At 60.8% G+C, this 15,402-nt stretch carries 12 protein-coding genes; 4 read left to right on the forward strand and 8 right to left on the reverse strand.

What is annotated here, in order from left to right; translation table 11 throughout:
- Positions 1-5: 5 nt before the first annotated feature.
- From J4D99_RS06580 to J4D99_RS06595, 4 genes are all read right to left on the reverse strand, one after another.
- Positions 6-1,661, reverse strand: a complete 1,656-nt coding sequence (locus tag J4D99_RS06580; protein ID WP_208130926.1) for a chemotaxis protein CheA — start codon at positions 1,659-1,661, stop codon at positions 6-8.
- A gap of 188 nt (positions 1,662-1,849) precedes the next feature.
- Positions 1,850-2,230, reverse strand: a complete 381-nt coding sequence (locus J4D99_RS06585) for a response regulator (RefSeq protein ID WP_173113152.1) — start codon at positions 2,228-2,230, stop codon at positions 1,850-1,852.
- Positions 2,231-2,306: 76 nt separating this feature from the next.
- A complete protein-coding gene (locus tag J4D99_RS06590) occupies positions 2,307-2,903 on the reverse strand; it encodes a chemotaxis protein CheW (RefSeq protein WP_208130927.1) in 597 nt (198 codons plus the stop codon).
- Positions 2,904-2,957: 54 nt separating this feature from the next.
- The gene (locus J4D99_RS06595) at positions 2,958-6,758 is read right to left on the reverse strand and encodes a methyl-accepting chemotaxis protein (RefSeq protein ID WP_236018555.1); all 3,801 of its coding nucleotides are present in this window, start codon (positions 6,756-6,758) and stop codon (positions 2,958-2,960) included.
- Positions 6,759-6,981: 223 nt separating this feature from the next.
- Between J4D99_RS06595 and topA the strand changes: the two genes are divergently transcribed.
- Together topA and J4D99_RS06605 are read left to right on the forward strand one after the other, a co-directional pair.
- Entirely contained in the window at positions 6,982-9,468 is a 2,487-nt protein-coding gene (gene topA, locus J4D99_RS06600; RefSeq protein ID WP_208130928.1) for a type I DNA topoisomerase, read from the forward strand.
- 123 nt (positions 9,469-9,591) lie between these two features.
- The gene (locus J4D99_RS06605) at positions 9,592-10,440 is read left to right on the forward strand and encodes a DUF4846 domain-containing protein (RefSeq protein WP_208130929.1); all 849 of its coding nucleotides are present in this window, start codon (positions 9,592-9,594) and stop codon (positions 10,438-10,440) included.
- Positions 10,441-10,452: 12 nt separating this feature from the next.
- Here J4D99_RS06605 and J4D99_RS06610 read toward each other — a convergent pair whose 3' ends face one another.
- Positions 10,453-11,112, reverse strand: coding sequence for an HAD family hydrolase (locus J4D99_RS06610; RefSeq protein ID WP_213019519.1), 660 nt, complete (start codon positions 11,110-11,112; stop codon positions 10,453-10,455).
- A 108-nt stretch (positions 11,113-11,220) separates the two neighbouring features.
- On the opposite strand from J4D99_RS06610, the gene J4D99_RS06615 reads away from it, so the two are divergent.
- Positions 11,221-12,234, forward strand: a complete 1,014-nt coding sequence (locus J4D99_RS06615) for a vWA domain-containing protein (RefSeq protein ID WP_208130930.1) — start codon at positions 11,221-11,223, stop codon at positions 12,232-12,234.
- Between the two features lie 103 nt (positions 12,235-12,337).
- A complete protein-coding gene (locus J4D99_RS06620; protein WP_208130931.1) occupies positions 12,338-13,006 on the forward strand; it encodes a YggS family pyridoxal phosphate-dependent enzyme in 669 nt (222 codons plus the stop codon).
- Here J4D99_RS06620 and J4D99_RS06625 read toward each other — a convergent pair.
- From J4D99_RS06625 to ubiE, 3 genes are all read right to left on the reverse strand, one after another.
- Positions 13,003-13,752 (reverse strand): SDR family NAD(P)-dependent oxidoreductase, encoded by a 750-nt coding sequence (locus J4D99_RS06625; protein WP_208130932.1) that lies wholly within the window; start codon positions 13,750-13,752, stop codon positions 13,003-13,005. The two genes, J4D99_RS06620 and J4D99_RS06625, sit on opposite strands and share 4 nt — an antisense overlap.
- Before the next feature lie 79 nt (positions 13,753-13,831).
- A complete protein-coding gene (gene porT, locus J4D99_RS06630) occupies positions 13,832-14,659 on the reverse strand; it encodes a type IX secretion/gliding motility protein PorT/SprT (RefSeq protein WP_208130933.1) in 828 nt (275 codons plus the stop codon).
- Positions 14,608-15,336, reverse strand: a complete 729-nt coding sequence (gene ubiE, locus J4D99_RS06635) for a bifunctional demethylmenaquinone methyltransferase/2-methoxy-6-polyprenyl-1,4-benzoquinol methylase UbiE (protein WP_208130934.1) — start codon at positions 15,334-15,336, stop codon at positions 14,608-14,610. Before ubiE ends, porT begins: the two co-directional genes overlap by 52 nt.
- Positions 15,337-15,402: the final 66 nt, after the last annotated feature.

Consider the following 15,402-nt stretch of genomic DNA (forward strand, 5'->3'; position numbering starts at 1 on the left):
TAAAATCAAGGGCGTTTGGCCAGAAACAGTCGGGTTAAAGCTGGCACATCCAGCACCAGGCAGAGCTGCCCATTGCCCAGTAGGGTAACGCCTCCAAACAAATCAATGGTATCCAGCGGCTTGCTCAGGGATTTAACCACAATGTTTTGCTGGCGCAAGAACCGGTCAATAAGCAAGCCCAGACGCCGATTATTGTAGCTCACCACCAGTATTTGGTGCAAGCCCGCATCGGGTGGCAGGTCGGCGCGGGTGGCGCGGGGCAGCGGCTCATCGCCCTCCGAGTATAGCAACTGTTGCAACGGCACCAGCGGTATATTTTCGTCCTGGATGCGCGTCATTAGCAGCCCGCCCACGGCAAAAATCTGGTCATTAGGCAGGGCTAACACCGTGTCGGTATGCAGCAGCGGCACCGCGTAGGCCCGCTCATCGAGCTCGATGAGCAGCGCACCTTTCACGGCGATGGAAGTGGGCAGCACCAGCGTAAACGTGGTACCCTTGCCCAGCTCGGAGTTGACGCGCAGGCGCCCCCCTAGCGAGTCGATGGCCAGCTTCACTACATCGAGGCCCACGCCCCGGCCTGAGATATCGGTTATTTGCTCGGCCATCGAAAAGCCGGGCTCAAACAGCAGCGCCCAGACCTCCTGCTCATCGAGCGCAGCAGCGGCATCGGCCGTTAGCATGCCTTGGCGCACGGCCTTGCGGCGCACGGCCTCGGTGTTGATGCCACGCCCATCATCTTGCACCTGAATGAGCACATCGTCGCGCTCGGTCAGGGCCGTGATGAGCAGTTTGCCTGCGGCCGGCTTGCCGGCGGCCTGGCGAGCAGCGGGGTCTTCGAGGCCGTGGCTCACCGCATTGCGCACAATATGGAGCAGCGCATCGGTAATGAGCTGCAGCACGTTGCGGTCAATCTGTACATCCTGGCCGGCTAGGGTCAGTTCTACCTGCTTGTTTTCGGCGGCGGCTACGTCGCGCACCACACGCGGAAACTTATTCAGCAATACCCCTGCTCCGACCAGCCGCACGTCCATTACGGAGTATTGCAGGTCGTCAGATATGCGAAATAAGTGCCGGGCTGTGGCTTGCAGGGCGGGGTGGCCAAGCTCGGCCGCTAGGGTCAGAATTCGGTCGCGGTCTATAACGAGCTCGCCCACCAGATTCAGCAGGTTATCGAGTTTCTTAACGGGGATATAGACCAGGTCCGATAGCTCCAGCTTGCGAGCGGCGTCGCTCTCGGCCTCATCTTCAGTTTGGGGGGCGCTCGTTTCCACGATTTCCTCGCCCTTGATGAGATGTTCGAGGTTTTCGAGCAGCGACTTGGCATCAACCGCCTCCTGGCCCGAGCCAACGGCCCGAATCATGTTGCCCAAGATATCAACGGCCCGAAACGTGAGCGGCACCAGCGAGCCCGTAAACGTGCGCTCGTTGCTGCGAATCTGCCCGAACAAGGTTTCCATCTTGTGGGCCACTTCCCCCATGTCCACAAAGCCCATCGCACGAGCGTTGGCCTTGAGGTTGTGCATGAGCCGGAACAGCTCGTTGAGCGCCGCCACGTCCTGCGGGTTGCGCTCGAGCTCGCTCAAGTGGCGCGACATGGCGTCGTAGTATTCCAACGCCTCGGCCATAAACAGCTCCCGATATTCTTGCTCGCGCGCTGTCATGGCCTAACAATCAAAGAATAAGTATCAGCCCGCCGCGTACGCCCCGCCCGAAAGCCAGCTAGGGCTTGCGAGCCGGAGCAGCCAGGGCGGAGTGCCCGGCTGCATTGCGTAGAAAAAGGTAAAAAAAGCAAGATGGTGGCGTTAACGGGCATTCAACCTGCGGCTGGCGTAGTCGCTGGCAATTAAAACTAGGCGGGCGAGCCGTCGCCCTGCAGGGCGCTGCCGACAATCTCCAGCACGCGCTCTTCCGAGAAGGGCTTCACGATGTAAGCCAATGCGCCATTTTCAATGGCCTCATTCACAATAGTTTCCTGGCCTACGGCCGAGCACATAACTACTTTAGCATCGGGCTGCTGCTGGCGAATGCCCTTGAGCACATCGAGGCCGGTGTTGTCGGGCAGGATAACGTCGAGCGTAATCAGGTCGGGGTTGGTTGCTACCGCCATTTCGAGGGCTTGCTGGCCGTTGGCGGCTTCGCCGACCACGTCGTAGCCCGCATCGGTGAGCATATTCTTGAGCATCGTCCGCATATAGAACGAGTCGTCGACGATGAGAATGCGCTTATTCATTTACAAGTAATTCTAAGAGAGTGAAATAAGGAGAGTAGGCTGGGACACTAAGAGCCAGTAGCTGGCTCATCTACGGCTATTTCCCGGCCGAGGGTGCATTGGTCGCCGCAGCTTCCTTGGCAGCGGCCCGGCCACCGTGGCTGGGTGCCTGCCCTGGCAAGCGCATTATCTCACTAGGGGTAAGTAACTTGAGCATATCCAGCACGATAATGACACCTTGCTGGCCAGGTAATTTTGCAATACCTTCCAAATATTTTTCGCGCTGGCCGCTGTCTTGCACAAACTCCGGCGCCGGCTCAATGGCACTTACCGGAATGGTGACCGGGCGCGGCACCTCGCGCACTATCAGGCCTAGTGTGTAGTCGGGTGCCTCTACAGCCAGGGTGTACGAAAACTCCGGCACGGGCCGACCGGCTGGCCGCAGCTGAAAGCGCTCTTCTAGGTCAACTACGGCAATAATATCGCCGCGCAGGTTGGTAATACCCTTGATAAAGGGTGGTGTCTTAGGCATTTTCACTACCTCGGGCGTGATAGTCACTTCCTTTACCTGCTCGATGCGGATGCCATAATCCTCATCGCCCAGGCGAAAAACAATCAGCTGCACGACTGCCTCGGGGGCAGCCGGCGCAGCCCGGCCCGAAATAGGTGCCGGACGGGAAGCAGAATCAGCCATTATTTAACAGATAAGCGCAAACGGGTGGGTGGAGAGGGCTGGGTGGCCAGGGTATTATTTGGCTTTAACCCGCGACCGGGTGCGGGCTGGCGTAGTGCCTTCCGCAGTCTTGTCGGTTTTTGTGGCTTCGGGCTTGGCACGGCGCACGGCTTTTTTGCCGGCGGGCTCGGCAACAGGGGTAGCGGCGGCCGGCCGGCGCACCCGGTTGGCAGCATGGCCGTTGCTAGCCGCGTGGTCGGTATCCGTAGCGGCTTCAGGAGTTTCAGCGGTGGCCGGGCGGGGTGCCTGAGCCGGACGGCTGGCCCTAGCTGGGGCTGGCGTAGCCACCGGAGCAGCGGCTTTTGCCGCTGCCGGGGCCGGCCGGCGTACCCGGCGCTGGGACTGGGGCTCGGGTTCGGGCTCCGGCTCGGGGGCGTAGTCGAAGAGCTGGAAGGTTTCGAGGCCGTCCTGGAGGTCGTCGGCAATGTCGGAGAGGCGCTGCGACGAGCTGGTGAGCTCCTGCATCGACGACGACAGCTGGCGGGCCGTGCCGGCTACCTGCTGGGTGCCGGTGGCGGTTTGCTCGGCAATGGCTACCACTTCCTCCACGTACTTCACGACGTCGCCAATCGAGGTCTGCTGCTGGGCCGTGGCGGTGAGAATGTCGCGCGAGCTGCGCAGCGTTTCGCCGCTGCTCGTGGCAATGTTCTTAAAGGCCGCGCTCGCCTCGAAGGTGGCGTTCTTACCGCGCGATACCCGGTCCTCCATCGCCGAGATAGCGGTGGCGGCGCTGGTGGTGTCTTTGCGCACATCTTCTACCAGCGTGGCAATTTCGTTGGCCGACTTGCGCGAGCCTTCGGCCAGCTTGCGAATTTCCTCGGCTACTACCGCGAAGCCGCGGCCGGCCTCGCCGGCGCGGGCTGCTTCGATGGCCGCGTTGAGGGCCAGCAGGTTGGTTTGCGAGGCGATGTCGGTGATAACCCCTAGCGACTTGCTGATTTCCTGCGAGCGCGTCGAGAGTACTTCGATGGTGCGTGAGGTCTGGGTGGCGGCGCTGGAGATTTCCTCCATGTTTTTCACCACTTCCGCCACCGTTTTCAGGCCCTGCTGCGATGTCTGCTCACCCATGATGGCCGACTTGTTTACCACGTCGGCCTTGTTAGCCGTTTCCTTGGTAACCGTCATAATTTCCTCAATCAGCTTGAAGGCCTGGTCGGTTTTCAAGGCTTGGTTTTGAGCGCCTTCGGCCATCTGCTGCATGGCTAGGGCCACGTCAACGGTAACGCGGCTCATTTCCTGGCCTTTGTCCACCATCTCTTCCGAGGAAGTGCCCACTACCTGTGCCGAATCGTTGATTTCGCCGAGCAGGGCGTTCAGGTTTTCCACGGCCTGGTTGAGCGAGTTCGACATCGAGAGAATGTCGCCGGTCGTCTGAATTTCCACCATCTGGGTCAGGTCGCCTTCCGAGATGGCACGCACCACGCGGCTTACTTCGAGCACCGGCAGGGCGATGCTCTCAATCAGCGCGTTGAGCGTATCCACGAGTTCTTTCCACGAGCCCGACACGCCGCCCACCGTGGCGCGCTCGGTGAGCTTGCCCTCGGCGCCCGCCACGCGGGCTACACGGCTTACTTCCGAGGCCAGGCGGTTAAGGTCGTCCACCATCCGGTTGATGGTCTGAGCCAGGTCAGCCACTTCGCCGGCGGCTTCCAGCATCAGCTTCTGGGTCAAGTCGCCCTGCGATACCGCTGTTACTACCTTCACAATGCCCCGCACCTGGATGGTGAGGTTGGTGGCCATCGTGTTTACGTTGTCGGTCAGGTCTTTCCACACGCCGCTCACGTTGGGCACCACGGCCTGGCCGCCCAGCTGGCCCTCAGTGCCCACTTCCAATGCCACGCGGGTTACCTCTCCGGCAAAGATGTTGAGCGAGTCCACCATCTGGTTGATGTTGTCCTTGAGGTCGAGCAGCTCGCCGCGCACGTCTACTGATACCTTCTGGCTGAGGTCGCCCCTAGCCACGGCGGTAGTCACGTTGGCAATGTCGCGTACCTGGCTGGTGAGCGAGGCCGCCATCGTGTTCACGTTGTCGGTCAGGTCTTTCCAGGTTCCTTTCACGCCCGGCACCACGGCCTGGCCGCCCAGCTTACCGTCGGTGCCCACTTCGCGAGCCACCCGGGTTACTTCGTCGCCAAATACGTTCAGCGAGTCCACCATCTGGTTGAGGTTTTCCTTGAGCTGGAGCAGCTCGCCGCGCACATTCACCGTGATTTTCTGGCTCAAGTCGCCGCGCGATACGGCGGTGGCCACGTTGGCAATGTCCCGTACCTGAGAGGTCAGGTTCGAGGCCATCGTATTTACGTTGTCGGTCAAGTCTTTCCAGGTACCCGATACGCGCGGCACGTTGGCCTGGCCGCCCAGGATGCCCTCGGTACCCACTTCGCGGGCCACGCGGGTTACTTCGCCGGCGAAGATATTGAGCGAGTCCACCATCTGGTTCAGGATGTTTTTCAGGTCGAGAATCTCGCCCTGCACATCCACCGTCATTTTCTGGCTCAGGTCACCGCGGGCTACCGCAGTTGCCACGTTGGCGATGTCACGCACCTGAGAAGTCAGGTTGGCGGCCATCGTGTTTACGTTGTCGGTCAGCTCTTTCCACGTGCCACCTACGCGGGGCACTACGGCCTGGCCGCCCAGCTTGCCCTCAGTGCCTACTTCGCGGGCCACGCGGGTTACTTCGTCACCGAAGATGTTGAGCGAGTCCACCATCTGATTCAGGATGTTCTTCAGCTCCAGAATCTCGCCCTTCACGTTCACCGTCATCTTCTGGCTGAGGTCACCCCTAGCCACGGCGGTAGCCACGTTGGCGATGTCGCGTACCTGAGAGGTCAGGTTGGCGGCCATGTTATTTACGTTGTCGGTCAGGTCTTTCCAGGTGCCCGACACGCCCGGCACGCTGGCCTGGCCGCCCAGCTTCCCTTCGGTGCCCACGTCGAGGGCCACGCGGGTTACCTCACCAGCAAACAGGTTGAGCGAGTCCACCATCTGGTTGAGGTTCTGCTTGAGCTGCAAGAGCTCGCCCTTCACGTCTACCGTCATCTTCTGGCTCAGGTCACCCCTAGCCACGGCGGTGGTCACGTTGGCAATGTCGCGCACCTGGCTGGTGAGCGAGGCCGCCATCGTGTTCACGTTGTCGGTCAGCTCCTTCCACACACCGCCCACGTTGGGCACCACGGCCTGGCCACCGAGCTTGCCCTCGGTGCCTACCTCCTGCGCCACGCGGCTTACCTCGCCGGCGAACACGTTCAGGTTGTCGATGGTGCGGTTGATGGTTTCGGCCATCACCTTGAAGTCGCCCGACACCGGAATCTGGAAACTCTCGTCGAGGTTACCCCGGCTGATGTTTTTCAACACCTTGCCTACTTCCAGTACCGGCACGGCAATCGAGTCTACCAGGCCGTTGATGTTGTTGAGCATGTCGCGCCAGAAGCCCGCCGCGCCGTCGGCTGAGGCGCGGGCTTTCAGGTTGCCTTCCACCCCGGCCACCTTCGAAATGCGCGATACCTCGCCACCCACGCCGCCAATCATCTCCACCATCGAGTTGTAGGCCTCGGCAATTTCGGAGAAGATGTCGTCGTTCTGCTTGGTCAGGCGCACCGATACATCGCCCTTTTTAAAGGCATCGAGGGCGTAGAGCACGCGGTTGAGCTGCTCATTCACGTAGTCGGTATCGCGGGTTATTTCGGCCTCCACGCGGCGCGAGCCGCGCTTGCGGGCGCTATCGGGAAACACCGGATTGCTGGGGGCCTCGGCCACCGCGTCAGCGGCAGGCTCGGCAGTCAGCTTGGGGGCAGAATTCTTTTTGGCGGCAGCCATGCGGAAGGGAGGCGGAGAGGGTGGGGCGAGAAGGCTCGCAGTGGAGACCAACAAAAGTAGGCGCGGCGGGCTATCCGGCAAGCGTTGGAGGCCTAGCTACGGGCGGCGGCGGCTGTAGTTGGCGCCGACCGTGCATCTTTGTGCCCGCTTTTAACTTTTCGGGCCGAGCCTGCGTTCTCCACATCCTGATAAGACACTTACCCCCGCCCCCTATCGCCGCCGCATGGTCAAGAATCTAGTTATCGTCGAGTCGCCCGCCAAAGCTAAAACCATTGAAGGCTACCTCGGCCAGGACTTCGTGGTAAAGTCCAGCTACGGGCACGTTCGCGACCTGCCCAAGGACAATAATGCCATCGACGTCGCCAACGGCTTCAAGCCTACCTATGTGGTCGATGCCGACAAGCGCGAGTTGATTTCGCAGCTCAAAAAGCTCTCGAAAGAAGCCGAAACCGTGTGGCTGGCCAGTGACGACGACCGCGAGGGTGAAGCCATTTCGTGGCACCTCTCAGAAGCCCTTAACCTAAAGGCCGACAAGACGAAGCGCATCGTGTTTCGCGAGATTACCAAGTCGGCTATTCTCGCCGCCATTCAGAATCCGCGGGAGATTAATATCGACCTGGTCAACGCCCAGCAGGCGCGCCGCGTGCTCGACCGCCTCGTGGGCTTCGAGCTCAGCCCCGTGCTCTGGCGCAAGGTGAAAGCCGGCCTGAGCGCGGGCCGCGTGCAGAGCGTGGCCGTGCGCCTAGTAGTGGACCGCGAGCGCGAAATAAACCAGTTCAAATCGGCCAGTGCCTACCGCGTGGTAGCGCGCTTCGACGCCGGCCAGGGCACTACGCTGGAAGCTGAACTGCCCACCCGTTACAAGACCCGCGAGGAAGCCGAAGCCTTTCTGACGCGCTGCATCGGGGCTAGCTACAGTATTAATAGCCTCGATAAAAAACCAGGCAAGCGCAGCCCAGCGCCACCTTTTACTACGTCTACCCTCCAGCAGGAGGCTTCGCGCAAGCTGGGCTTCTCGGTGGCCCAGACCATGACGGTGGCCCAGAAGCTGTACGAAGCCGGCCGCATCAGCTACATGCGTACCGACTCGGTAAACCTGAGCGAGGAAGCTCGCAAGGGTGCCCGTGAGGCCATCGAGGCCGCCTACGGCGCCGAGTACGCCCACGAGCGCCAGTTCAAAACCAAGTCGGCCTCGGCCCAGGAGGCCCACGAAGCCATCCGCCCCACCGACTTCAAGCAGGTAAAGGCCGGCGCCGATGCCTCCGAGCAGCGCCTCTACGACCTCATCCGCAAGCGGGCCATGGGCTCGCAGATGGCTGATGCTCAAGTAGAGCGCACCACGGCCGTTATCGGCATCAGCACGCAGCCGGGCACCACGTTTTCGGCTACTGGTGAGGTCATTACGTTTGAGGGCTTCCTGAAAGCCTACGCCGAAAGCAAGGACGATGACGACCAGCCTAGCGACGGCGAAAGCTCGTTCTCGCGCGGCCTGCCGCCCTTGAGCGTGGGCCAGAACCTGCCCTTGCAAACCCTGACGGCTACTGAGCGCTTCAGCACGCCGCCGGCCCGCTACACCGAGGCTTCGCTGGTAAAGAAGCTGGAGGAGATGGGCATCGGCCGCCCCAGCACATACGCGCCTACTATCAGCATCGTACAGAAGCGCGGCTACGTGGAGAAGGACTCGCGCGAGGGCAAGGAGCGCAAGATTTATGCGCTGGCTCTGGTAGGCGATGAAGTGAAGACCGAGCAGCGCACCGAAACCTATGGTGCCGACAAAGCCAAGCTCTTCCCTACTGATACAGCCCTGGTTGTCAACGACTTCCTGGTAGAGCATTTCCCAGCCATCGTGGACTTTCAGTTCACGGCTAAGGTCGAGGATGAGTTTGACCAGATAGCCAACGGCCACGAAGACTGGGGCCACATGCTAGCCGGCTTCTACGAGCCCTTTCATGCCAGTGTGGAGCGCGGCCAGGATATCGAGCGCAGCACGCTCAGCAGCACTCGCGAAATTGGCCTACACCCCGAAACGGGCGAAAAAATAACGGCCCGCCTCGGCAAATATGGTCCCTACGTGGCGCTTGGCGACACTGAGGGCGAAACCAAGCCCGCCTACGCCAACCTGCGTAAAGGCCAGTTTATTGAAACTATCACGCTCGAAGAAGCGCTGGACCTCTTCAAGCTGCCGCGCGTGGTAGGCGAGTTTGAGGGCAAGGACATGACGGCCGCGCTAGGGCGCTTCGGCCCTTACATCCGCCACGACAGCAAGTTTTACTCCCTTACCAAGGAGCAGGACCCGCACACCATTACGGGCGAGGAGGCGGTGACACTCATTGAGGGCAAGCGCAAGGCCGATGCCGAGCGCCTTATTAAGAGCTTCGATGAAAACCCCGAGGTGCAGGTGCTCAATGGCCGCTTTGGGCCCTACATCGTGGCAGGAAAGAAAAATGTAAAGATTCCGAAGGGCGAAGAGCCGGCCGACCTGACGTTGGAGCGCTGCCTGGAGCTAGCCGCCGCCACGCCCGACAAGCCCGCTAAAGGGGGCCGCTTTGGTAAGAAAGCCGCCGAAAAACCAGAGAAAGAAGCCGACGCGCCCGCTAAAAAAGCCATCAAGGCGGCAGCTACCAAGAGCGTTGCCAAGAAGCCAGCGACCAAGAAAAAAGCCACTGCGACCAAGCCCGCAACAGCAAAAAAATCTGCCGCCAGCAAGTAGGTGTGCGGCTTGCAGCACCCGAAAGGCCTTGCCAGTTTGGCAAGGCCTTTTTTTATCTTGGCAATACCGTTGGCGGCCCGGCGGCGTTGAGCCTTGGCTCACTGCTTAGCAAATTTTAGCGCGATGCTGCTTCGACCCTCCCTCCTTGGGCTAGCCCTGCTGGCGGCCTCCGCCGCTTCGCCCCGCCCACCGCAGCCAGTATATCCGTGGTTGGCCGGACCGGCTGCTGCTACGGGCTCACTGGCCCAGCGCTTTGGGGTGCCGCCAGGCTGCCAGCGCGTGCCCGTAGCCGCCGGCTCATGGGGTGAGTGGCTGCGTGGGCTGCCGCTGCGGCCAGCGGGCACCCTAGCCCGCCTCTACGACGGGCGCCCGAAAGACAACCAGGCCGTGGTAGCGGCCGTGGTCAACATCGACCCCGGCACTAAAGATTTGCAGCAGTGCGCCGATGCCGTGATGCGCCTGCGGGCCGAATATTTATTCAGCGTTAATCCGAATAAGATTCATTTTCACCTTACCACTGGCTACGATGCGTGGTTTTCCGACTACCTATCCGGCACCACGTTTCGGGTGCAGGGCGTGCAGGTGTGCCCCACGCCCAAGCCAGCCGAGGGGCCTAGCCACGCCGCGCTGGGCCGCTACCTGCGGCCCGTGTTCGGCTACGCGGGCACGCTGTCGCTGAGCCGCGAGGTAGCGCCAGTGCCGCTGGCCGATGCCCAGCCCGGCGACGTATTGGTGCACGGCGGCCGGCCCGGCCACGCCGTGCTGGTGGCCGACGTAGCACTCAACCCGCGCACGGGCCAGCGCTACCTGCTACTCTTGCAGAGCTACATGCCGGCCCAGCATATCCACGTATTGCGCAACGTGGACCAGCCGGCACTAGGGGCCTGGTTTGCAGTACCAAGCCCCCCGACCCCACAATTTGACACGCCCGAGTGGACGTTTGCCAGCACGGAGCTAGGCCGCTTTGACTAGGCAGGCGCTTGCTTATGCGGTAATATGCTGGATTGTTGCAGCCGACAGCTCTGCGAAATCCTGAATTACGCGGTCAGCCTGGCGTAGGTCCTGGCCCGCCGAGTGCGGGCTAGCGTAGCCCACGCAATAAATGCTGGCCGCTTTGGCGGCTGCTACGCCATTGGAAGAATCTTCGATGACAATGCATTCGGTTACGGGCGTTTCGGCCAGAGCAGCGGCGTGCAGAAAAATAGCCGGGTTGGGCTTCGATTGCGCAAAGTCTTCCCCGCTCACGAGGTGCGAGAAATAAGGCGTCAGCCCAAACCGGTTGAACACGCGCGCTATGGTGGCTTTGGAGGCCGAGGAGGCCAGCACCAGCTGCACGCCGTGGCGCTGCAAATCTTCGATGAGCGCCCGCACGCCGGGCAGCAGGTCGAGGCCCGGGTCGGTGTCAAAGGCCTGGTTAAACAGCTCGCGCTTGCGCCGCAGCAGCGCGTCTACCTCCTGCGACAGGTTAAACTCCTGCTTGAGTCGCTGGAAAACATTACGCGTGGAGGAGCCTAGAAAAGAAGCGTATAGCTCGTCGGAAACCACGATACCCAGCTCGGCAAACTGCGTGAAAAATGCCAGATGGTGTATGGGCTCGGTGTCGATGATGACGCCATCCATGTCAAAAATTACGGTACGAATCATAAGGCCAGCCGCGAGGGCGTTAGGTCGGGGCAAAGGTACCCCACGCTGGCGAGGCTGCTAGTCAGAGTTCAGTATTAGCCGTAATTTGCGCCTCCGGGCTGTTTTTGCATGAACCTCTTTTCCTACGCCACCCTGGCCAGCTACGAGTGGCAGCACCCGCGCCTGCTACTGCTGCTGGCCTTGGTGCCCCTGCTGCCGCTGCTGCGCTGGCTGCTGGCCCGGCGCCGCCGGCAGGTGGTGGTGGCCTTCGGGCCGAGCGGCCTGCGGCCCGACTGGCGAGCTGGCCTGCGTTTCGTACCCACCATCGTGCTGGCCCTGAGCCAAGTACTGCTCATCATTGCCGTGGCCCGGCCGCAGCGCCCTAGCGAGCATCTCACCCAAACCGGCCGGGGCATCGACATCGTGCTGGCGCTCGACGTAAGCGGCAGCATGGAAATCGAAGACCTGAAGCCTACGCGCCTCGAAGCGGCCAAGCGCCTGGCTAGCCGCTTTGTAGAGCGCCGTACCGGCGACCGCCTCGGGCTGGTGGCCTTTGCCGGGCAGGCCTATGCACTAGTGCCGCCCACTACCGACTACGACCTGCTGCTCGACAACCTGCGCAGCCTGCACCCCGGCCTCATCGAAGAAGATGGCACGGCCATCGGCACGGCGCTGGGCGTGGCTATCAACCGCTTGCGCGAGTCGCCGGCCAAGTCGCGCATCTGCGTGCTGCTTTCCGATGGCGAGAGCAACGCCGGCAGCCTCGACCCGCTGCTGGCGGCGCAGCTAGCCCACGCCTACGGCATCCGGCTCTATACCATCGGGCTGGGCGAAGATGGCTTCGTGCCGTTTGGGCGCGACTCCACCACTGGCAAGCCGCGCTACGTGCAAACCCGCCTCGACGAAACCACCATGCGTCAGCTAGCAGAGGCTGGCGATGGCCGATTCTTTCGAGCTACAGATAACGCAGCGCTCAGCCGGGTTTTTAGCGAAATCGACAAGCTCGAAAAATCCGACATTCGTACTCAACGCTACCGCAGTGTGCAGGACTTTTACCGCCCCTACCTCGGCTGGGGCCTGGCGCTGTGGCTGCTCTGGCTAGCCCTGCAGAGCACCTTCATGCGGAATGTGCTTGAAGATTAACTGCATTTATGCTTACTTTCTTACTGGCCAATGGTTGAGTTACCAATTGTTAAGAAAATACTTATTGCCCAGTAATCATTACTAAATCAACCATTCAAAAGCCATGTCTATCGCCGATAATATTGCCGCCTTTGAGGCCAAGCTAGCCGGCACCGGCGCCCGCCTAGTCGTCGTCACCAAGACCCACCCCGTTGAGCGGCTGCGCGAAGCTTACGCGGCCGGGGCACGCATTTTTGGCGAAAACCGGGTGCAGGAAATGGCCGCCAAGCAGCTCGAGCTGCCGGCTGATGTGGAGTGGCACCAAATCGGGCAGCTTCAGACCAACAAGGTGAAATACCTGGCGCCCTTCGTGCATACCGTGGAGAGCGTCGACAGCCTGCGCCTGCTGCTGGAATTGGACAAACAAGCTGCCAAGCACAGCCGCGTTATCAACGGCCTGCTGCAATTTCACATTGCCCAGGAAGATACCAAAACCGGTCTTACCCTAGCGGAGGCCGAAGAGTTCCTGCAATCGGCCGAGTACCAGGCATTGCGCCACGTACGCCTCATTGGCGTGATGGGCATCGCCACGCACTCGCCCAATGAGGCGCTGGTGCGCGGCGAATTCCGGCAGCTACGGCAGATTTTTGAGCACCTGAAAAACACCTATTTTGCTGGCCACGACGATTTCAAGGAAATCTCGATGGGCATGAGCGCCGACTACGAATGGGCACTGGCCGAGGGCAGTACGCTCATTCGGGTGGGCAGCGCCATTTTTGGCAGCCGGGGCTAGCCCTGGCTGGCGCGCTTCACGGTAGTGGCAGCTGCCTGCGCGGCTGGGAACACGACGACTTCAGCCAACTGCACGTGCGGCGGGCGGGTCACAATAAACTGGATAACGTCGGCAATATCGGCGGCCTGCAGGGGCTCTACCCCCTTGTACACGTTCGCCGCCCGCTCTTCGTCGCCCTTAAAGCGCACCTCAGAAAACTCGGTTTCGACCATACCCGGCGCTACCTCGGCCACCCGAATGCCTCGGGGCAGCAAGTCGATGCGCATGGTGCGCGTGAGCATAGCCACGGCCGCCTTCGAGGCACAATACACGTTGCCGTTGGCGTAGGCCTCATAGCCCGCTATCGAGCCCAGGTTAACGATGATGCCACCCTCGCCCATGCGCGGCAGCACCGCGCGGCTCACGTAGAGCAGGCCTTTTACATTGCCGTCGAGCATGGCGTCCCAGTCGGCCACGTCGCCGTCCTGAATGGGGGCTAGCCCGTGGGCATTGCCCGCATTATTAATAAGCACATCAACGTGGGCAAACTCGGCTGGTAATTCGCTCACGGCCGTTTCTACCGCCGCACGCTCGCGCACATCGAAGGTGAGCAAGTGCACCGGCGTGGGGGCTAGCTCCTGGGCCAGTGTTTCCAAACGCTCGCGGCGCCGACCGGCTAGTATCAATTGAAAGCCCGATTTGGCTAGTGCCACGGCCGTAGCCCGGCCGATGCCCGAGGATGCACCCGTAATAAAGGCAGTTTTCATGTTTCTTAGCGGCTGGCTGTTAGCTTTTTAGTCTACCTCTCGACAAGAGGCCCGCTGCCAAAAGCTTACAACCAAAAAGTTATTCAATATTGAGATACAGCGTCACCGTATTGGTGCGCAGGCTTTGTAGACTGTTGCTATACTGATTGTTGCGCGGCGAGAGTATGTTGCGCAGGCCGTGCGAGAAGCGCAATTCGGGTCCGAACTTAAAGTACGGATAAAACAAGTCGAGCCCGAAACCATACTCCAGCATCACATCGTCTTTGATAACGGTTAGCTGGTTAATAGCCGGCGTATTCTGGCGCTGCGTCACGGCAAAGCTTGGCTTAATACCCCCAATCATGTAGAAGCGCGTATTGCGGCGGCGGTTCGACTGGTACTTGAGCAGCAGCGGCAACTCGAGCTGCGTAGTGCTTACCTCCTGCGTGCGAATGGTATCGGGCTGGCCAGCCCCGGCGCTCGCAAACTCTACGCGGCGCGTCAGAAAGCTAAGCCCCGGCACAAAGCGTAAGTGAAAAGGTGTGCTAGGGTCACCCAGCCGGATGTCGTTGATAAAGCCCACCCCAAACCCTGGGCTGATAACGGAATTGGCCGAAATGCCCCGCCCCTGCTGCGCGGCCTGGAAATAGGCGGCCGACTGCTCGATAAAAAACCGTGAAAAGTTGGGCGCTATCGTAAGGCCCGGCCGGTAAAACCGGTCGTTATAGTTCGCCAGGTTTTCGACGGTAATACCCTTGATATGGCCCTTCCGGTTGCGGTCGATGGCATCGCTGCGCTTGCGCTGGGCCAGCACCGGGCTGGCCAGCCCTAGCAGCAGCGCCAGCGGCAGCAGCACGCGCCCCCACTGCCGGAGAGCTATTTGCGGGCCGTGTAAATAGAGCTGATGCCGAACGTGAGGGGTTGCCATGCAGGATTAGTAAAGCCGACGCGGCCCAAAATGGCCACAAACTCGGCACCGTCGGGGAAAGCCTGCACCGACTCGGGCAGGTAGGTGTACGCGCTCTGGTCTTTGGAAATCACCTTGCCAAAAACCGGCAGTATCTGACGGAAGTAAAAATTATACGCTTGCTTGAGCGGAAACGCCGTGGGCTTGCTAAACTCCAGAATGACGAGCTGGCCGCCGGGCCGCAGCACACGGTACATTTCGGCTAGGCCCTTCTCGAGGTGGGCAAAGTTGCGCACCCCAAAGGAGGCCGTGACGGCATCAAACTGATTGTCTTCAAACGGCAGGTTTTCCGAGTCGGCCAGTTCCAGCTTGATGCGGTGGCTGAGCTTTTTATCAATCAGCTTCTGGCGTCCTACTTCGAGCATCCCGGCCGAGATATCCACGCCGGTCACCTGGGCATCGGGGGCAGCGGCACGCAGCGTTTCGATGGCAAAATCGGCCGTGCCGGTGGCAATGTCCAGGATGCGCGCCGGACGCAAGGATTTTAGCTCGTTCACGGCCTTGCGCCGCCAGTAGATGTCGGTGCCAACGCTCAGGAAGTGGTTCAGAAAATCATACTTCCCCGCAATGTTGTCAAACATGCGGGCCACCTGCGATTTCTTATCGGCGGCGTCTTCTTTGTAGGGTACTACGGCCATATAGGGAATGCAAAGAACGGCACGGGGCCATAAAAATTGCGTGTTTTGCCTGCGAGTTTCGGGCTG

This window comes from Hymenobacter sp. BT559, assembly GCF_017571525.1.
In the GTDB taxonomy this organism is placed as follows: Bacteria; Bacteroidota; Bacteroidia; order Cytophagales; family Hymenobacteraceae; genus Hymenobacter; species Hymenobacter ginsengisoli.

Coding starts and splice junctions, on each gene's coding strand:
- J4D99_RS06580 (WP_208130926.1), bottom strand. CDS start 1,661: ATGACAGCGCGCGAGCAAGAATATCGGGAGCTGTTTATGGCCGAGGCG.
- J4D99_RS06585 (WP_173113152.1), bottom strand. CDS start 2,230: ATGAATAAGCGCATTCTCATCGTCGACGACTCGTTCTATATGCGGACG.
- J4D99_RS06590 (WP_208130927.1), bottom strand. CDS start 2,903: ATGGCTGATTCTGCTTCCCGTCCGGCACCTATTTCGGGCCGGGCTGCG.
- J4D99_RS06595 (WP_236018555.1), bottom strand. CDS start 6,758: ATGGCTGCCGCCAAAAAGAATTCTGCCCCCAAGCTGACTGCCGAGCCT.
- topA (WP_208130928.1), top strand. CDS start 6,982: ATGGTCAAGAATCTAGTTATCGTCGAGTCGCCCGCCAAAGCTAAAACC.
- J4D99_RS06605 (WP_208130929.1), top strand. CDS start 9,592: ATGCTGCTTCGACCCTCCCTCCTTGGGCTAGCCCTGCTGGCGGCCTCC.
- J4D99_RS06610 (WP_213019519.1), bottom strand. CDS start 11,112: ATGATTCGTACCGTAATTTTTGACATGGATGGCGTCATCATCGACACC.
- J4D99_RS06615 (WP_208130930.1), top strand. CDS start 11,221: ATGAACCTCTTTTCCTACGCCACCCTGGCCAGCTACGAGTGGCAGCAC.
- J4D99_RS06620 (WP_208130931.1), top strand. CDS start 12,338: ATGTCTATCGCCGATAATATTGCCGCCTTTGAGGCCAAGCTAGCCGGC.
- J4D99_RS06625 (WP_208130932.1), bottom strand. CDS start 13,752: ATGAAAACTGCCTTTATTACGGGTGCATCCTCGGGCATCGGCCGGGCT.
- porT (WP_208130933.1), bottom strand. CDS start 14,659: ATGGCAACCCCTCACGTTCGGCATCAGCTCTATTTACACGGCCCGCAA.
- ubiE (WP_208130934.1), bottom strand. CDS start 15,336: ATGGCCGTAGTACCCTACAAAGAAGACGCCGCCGATAAGAAATCGCAG.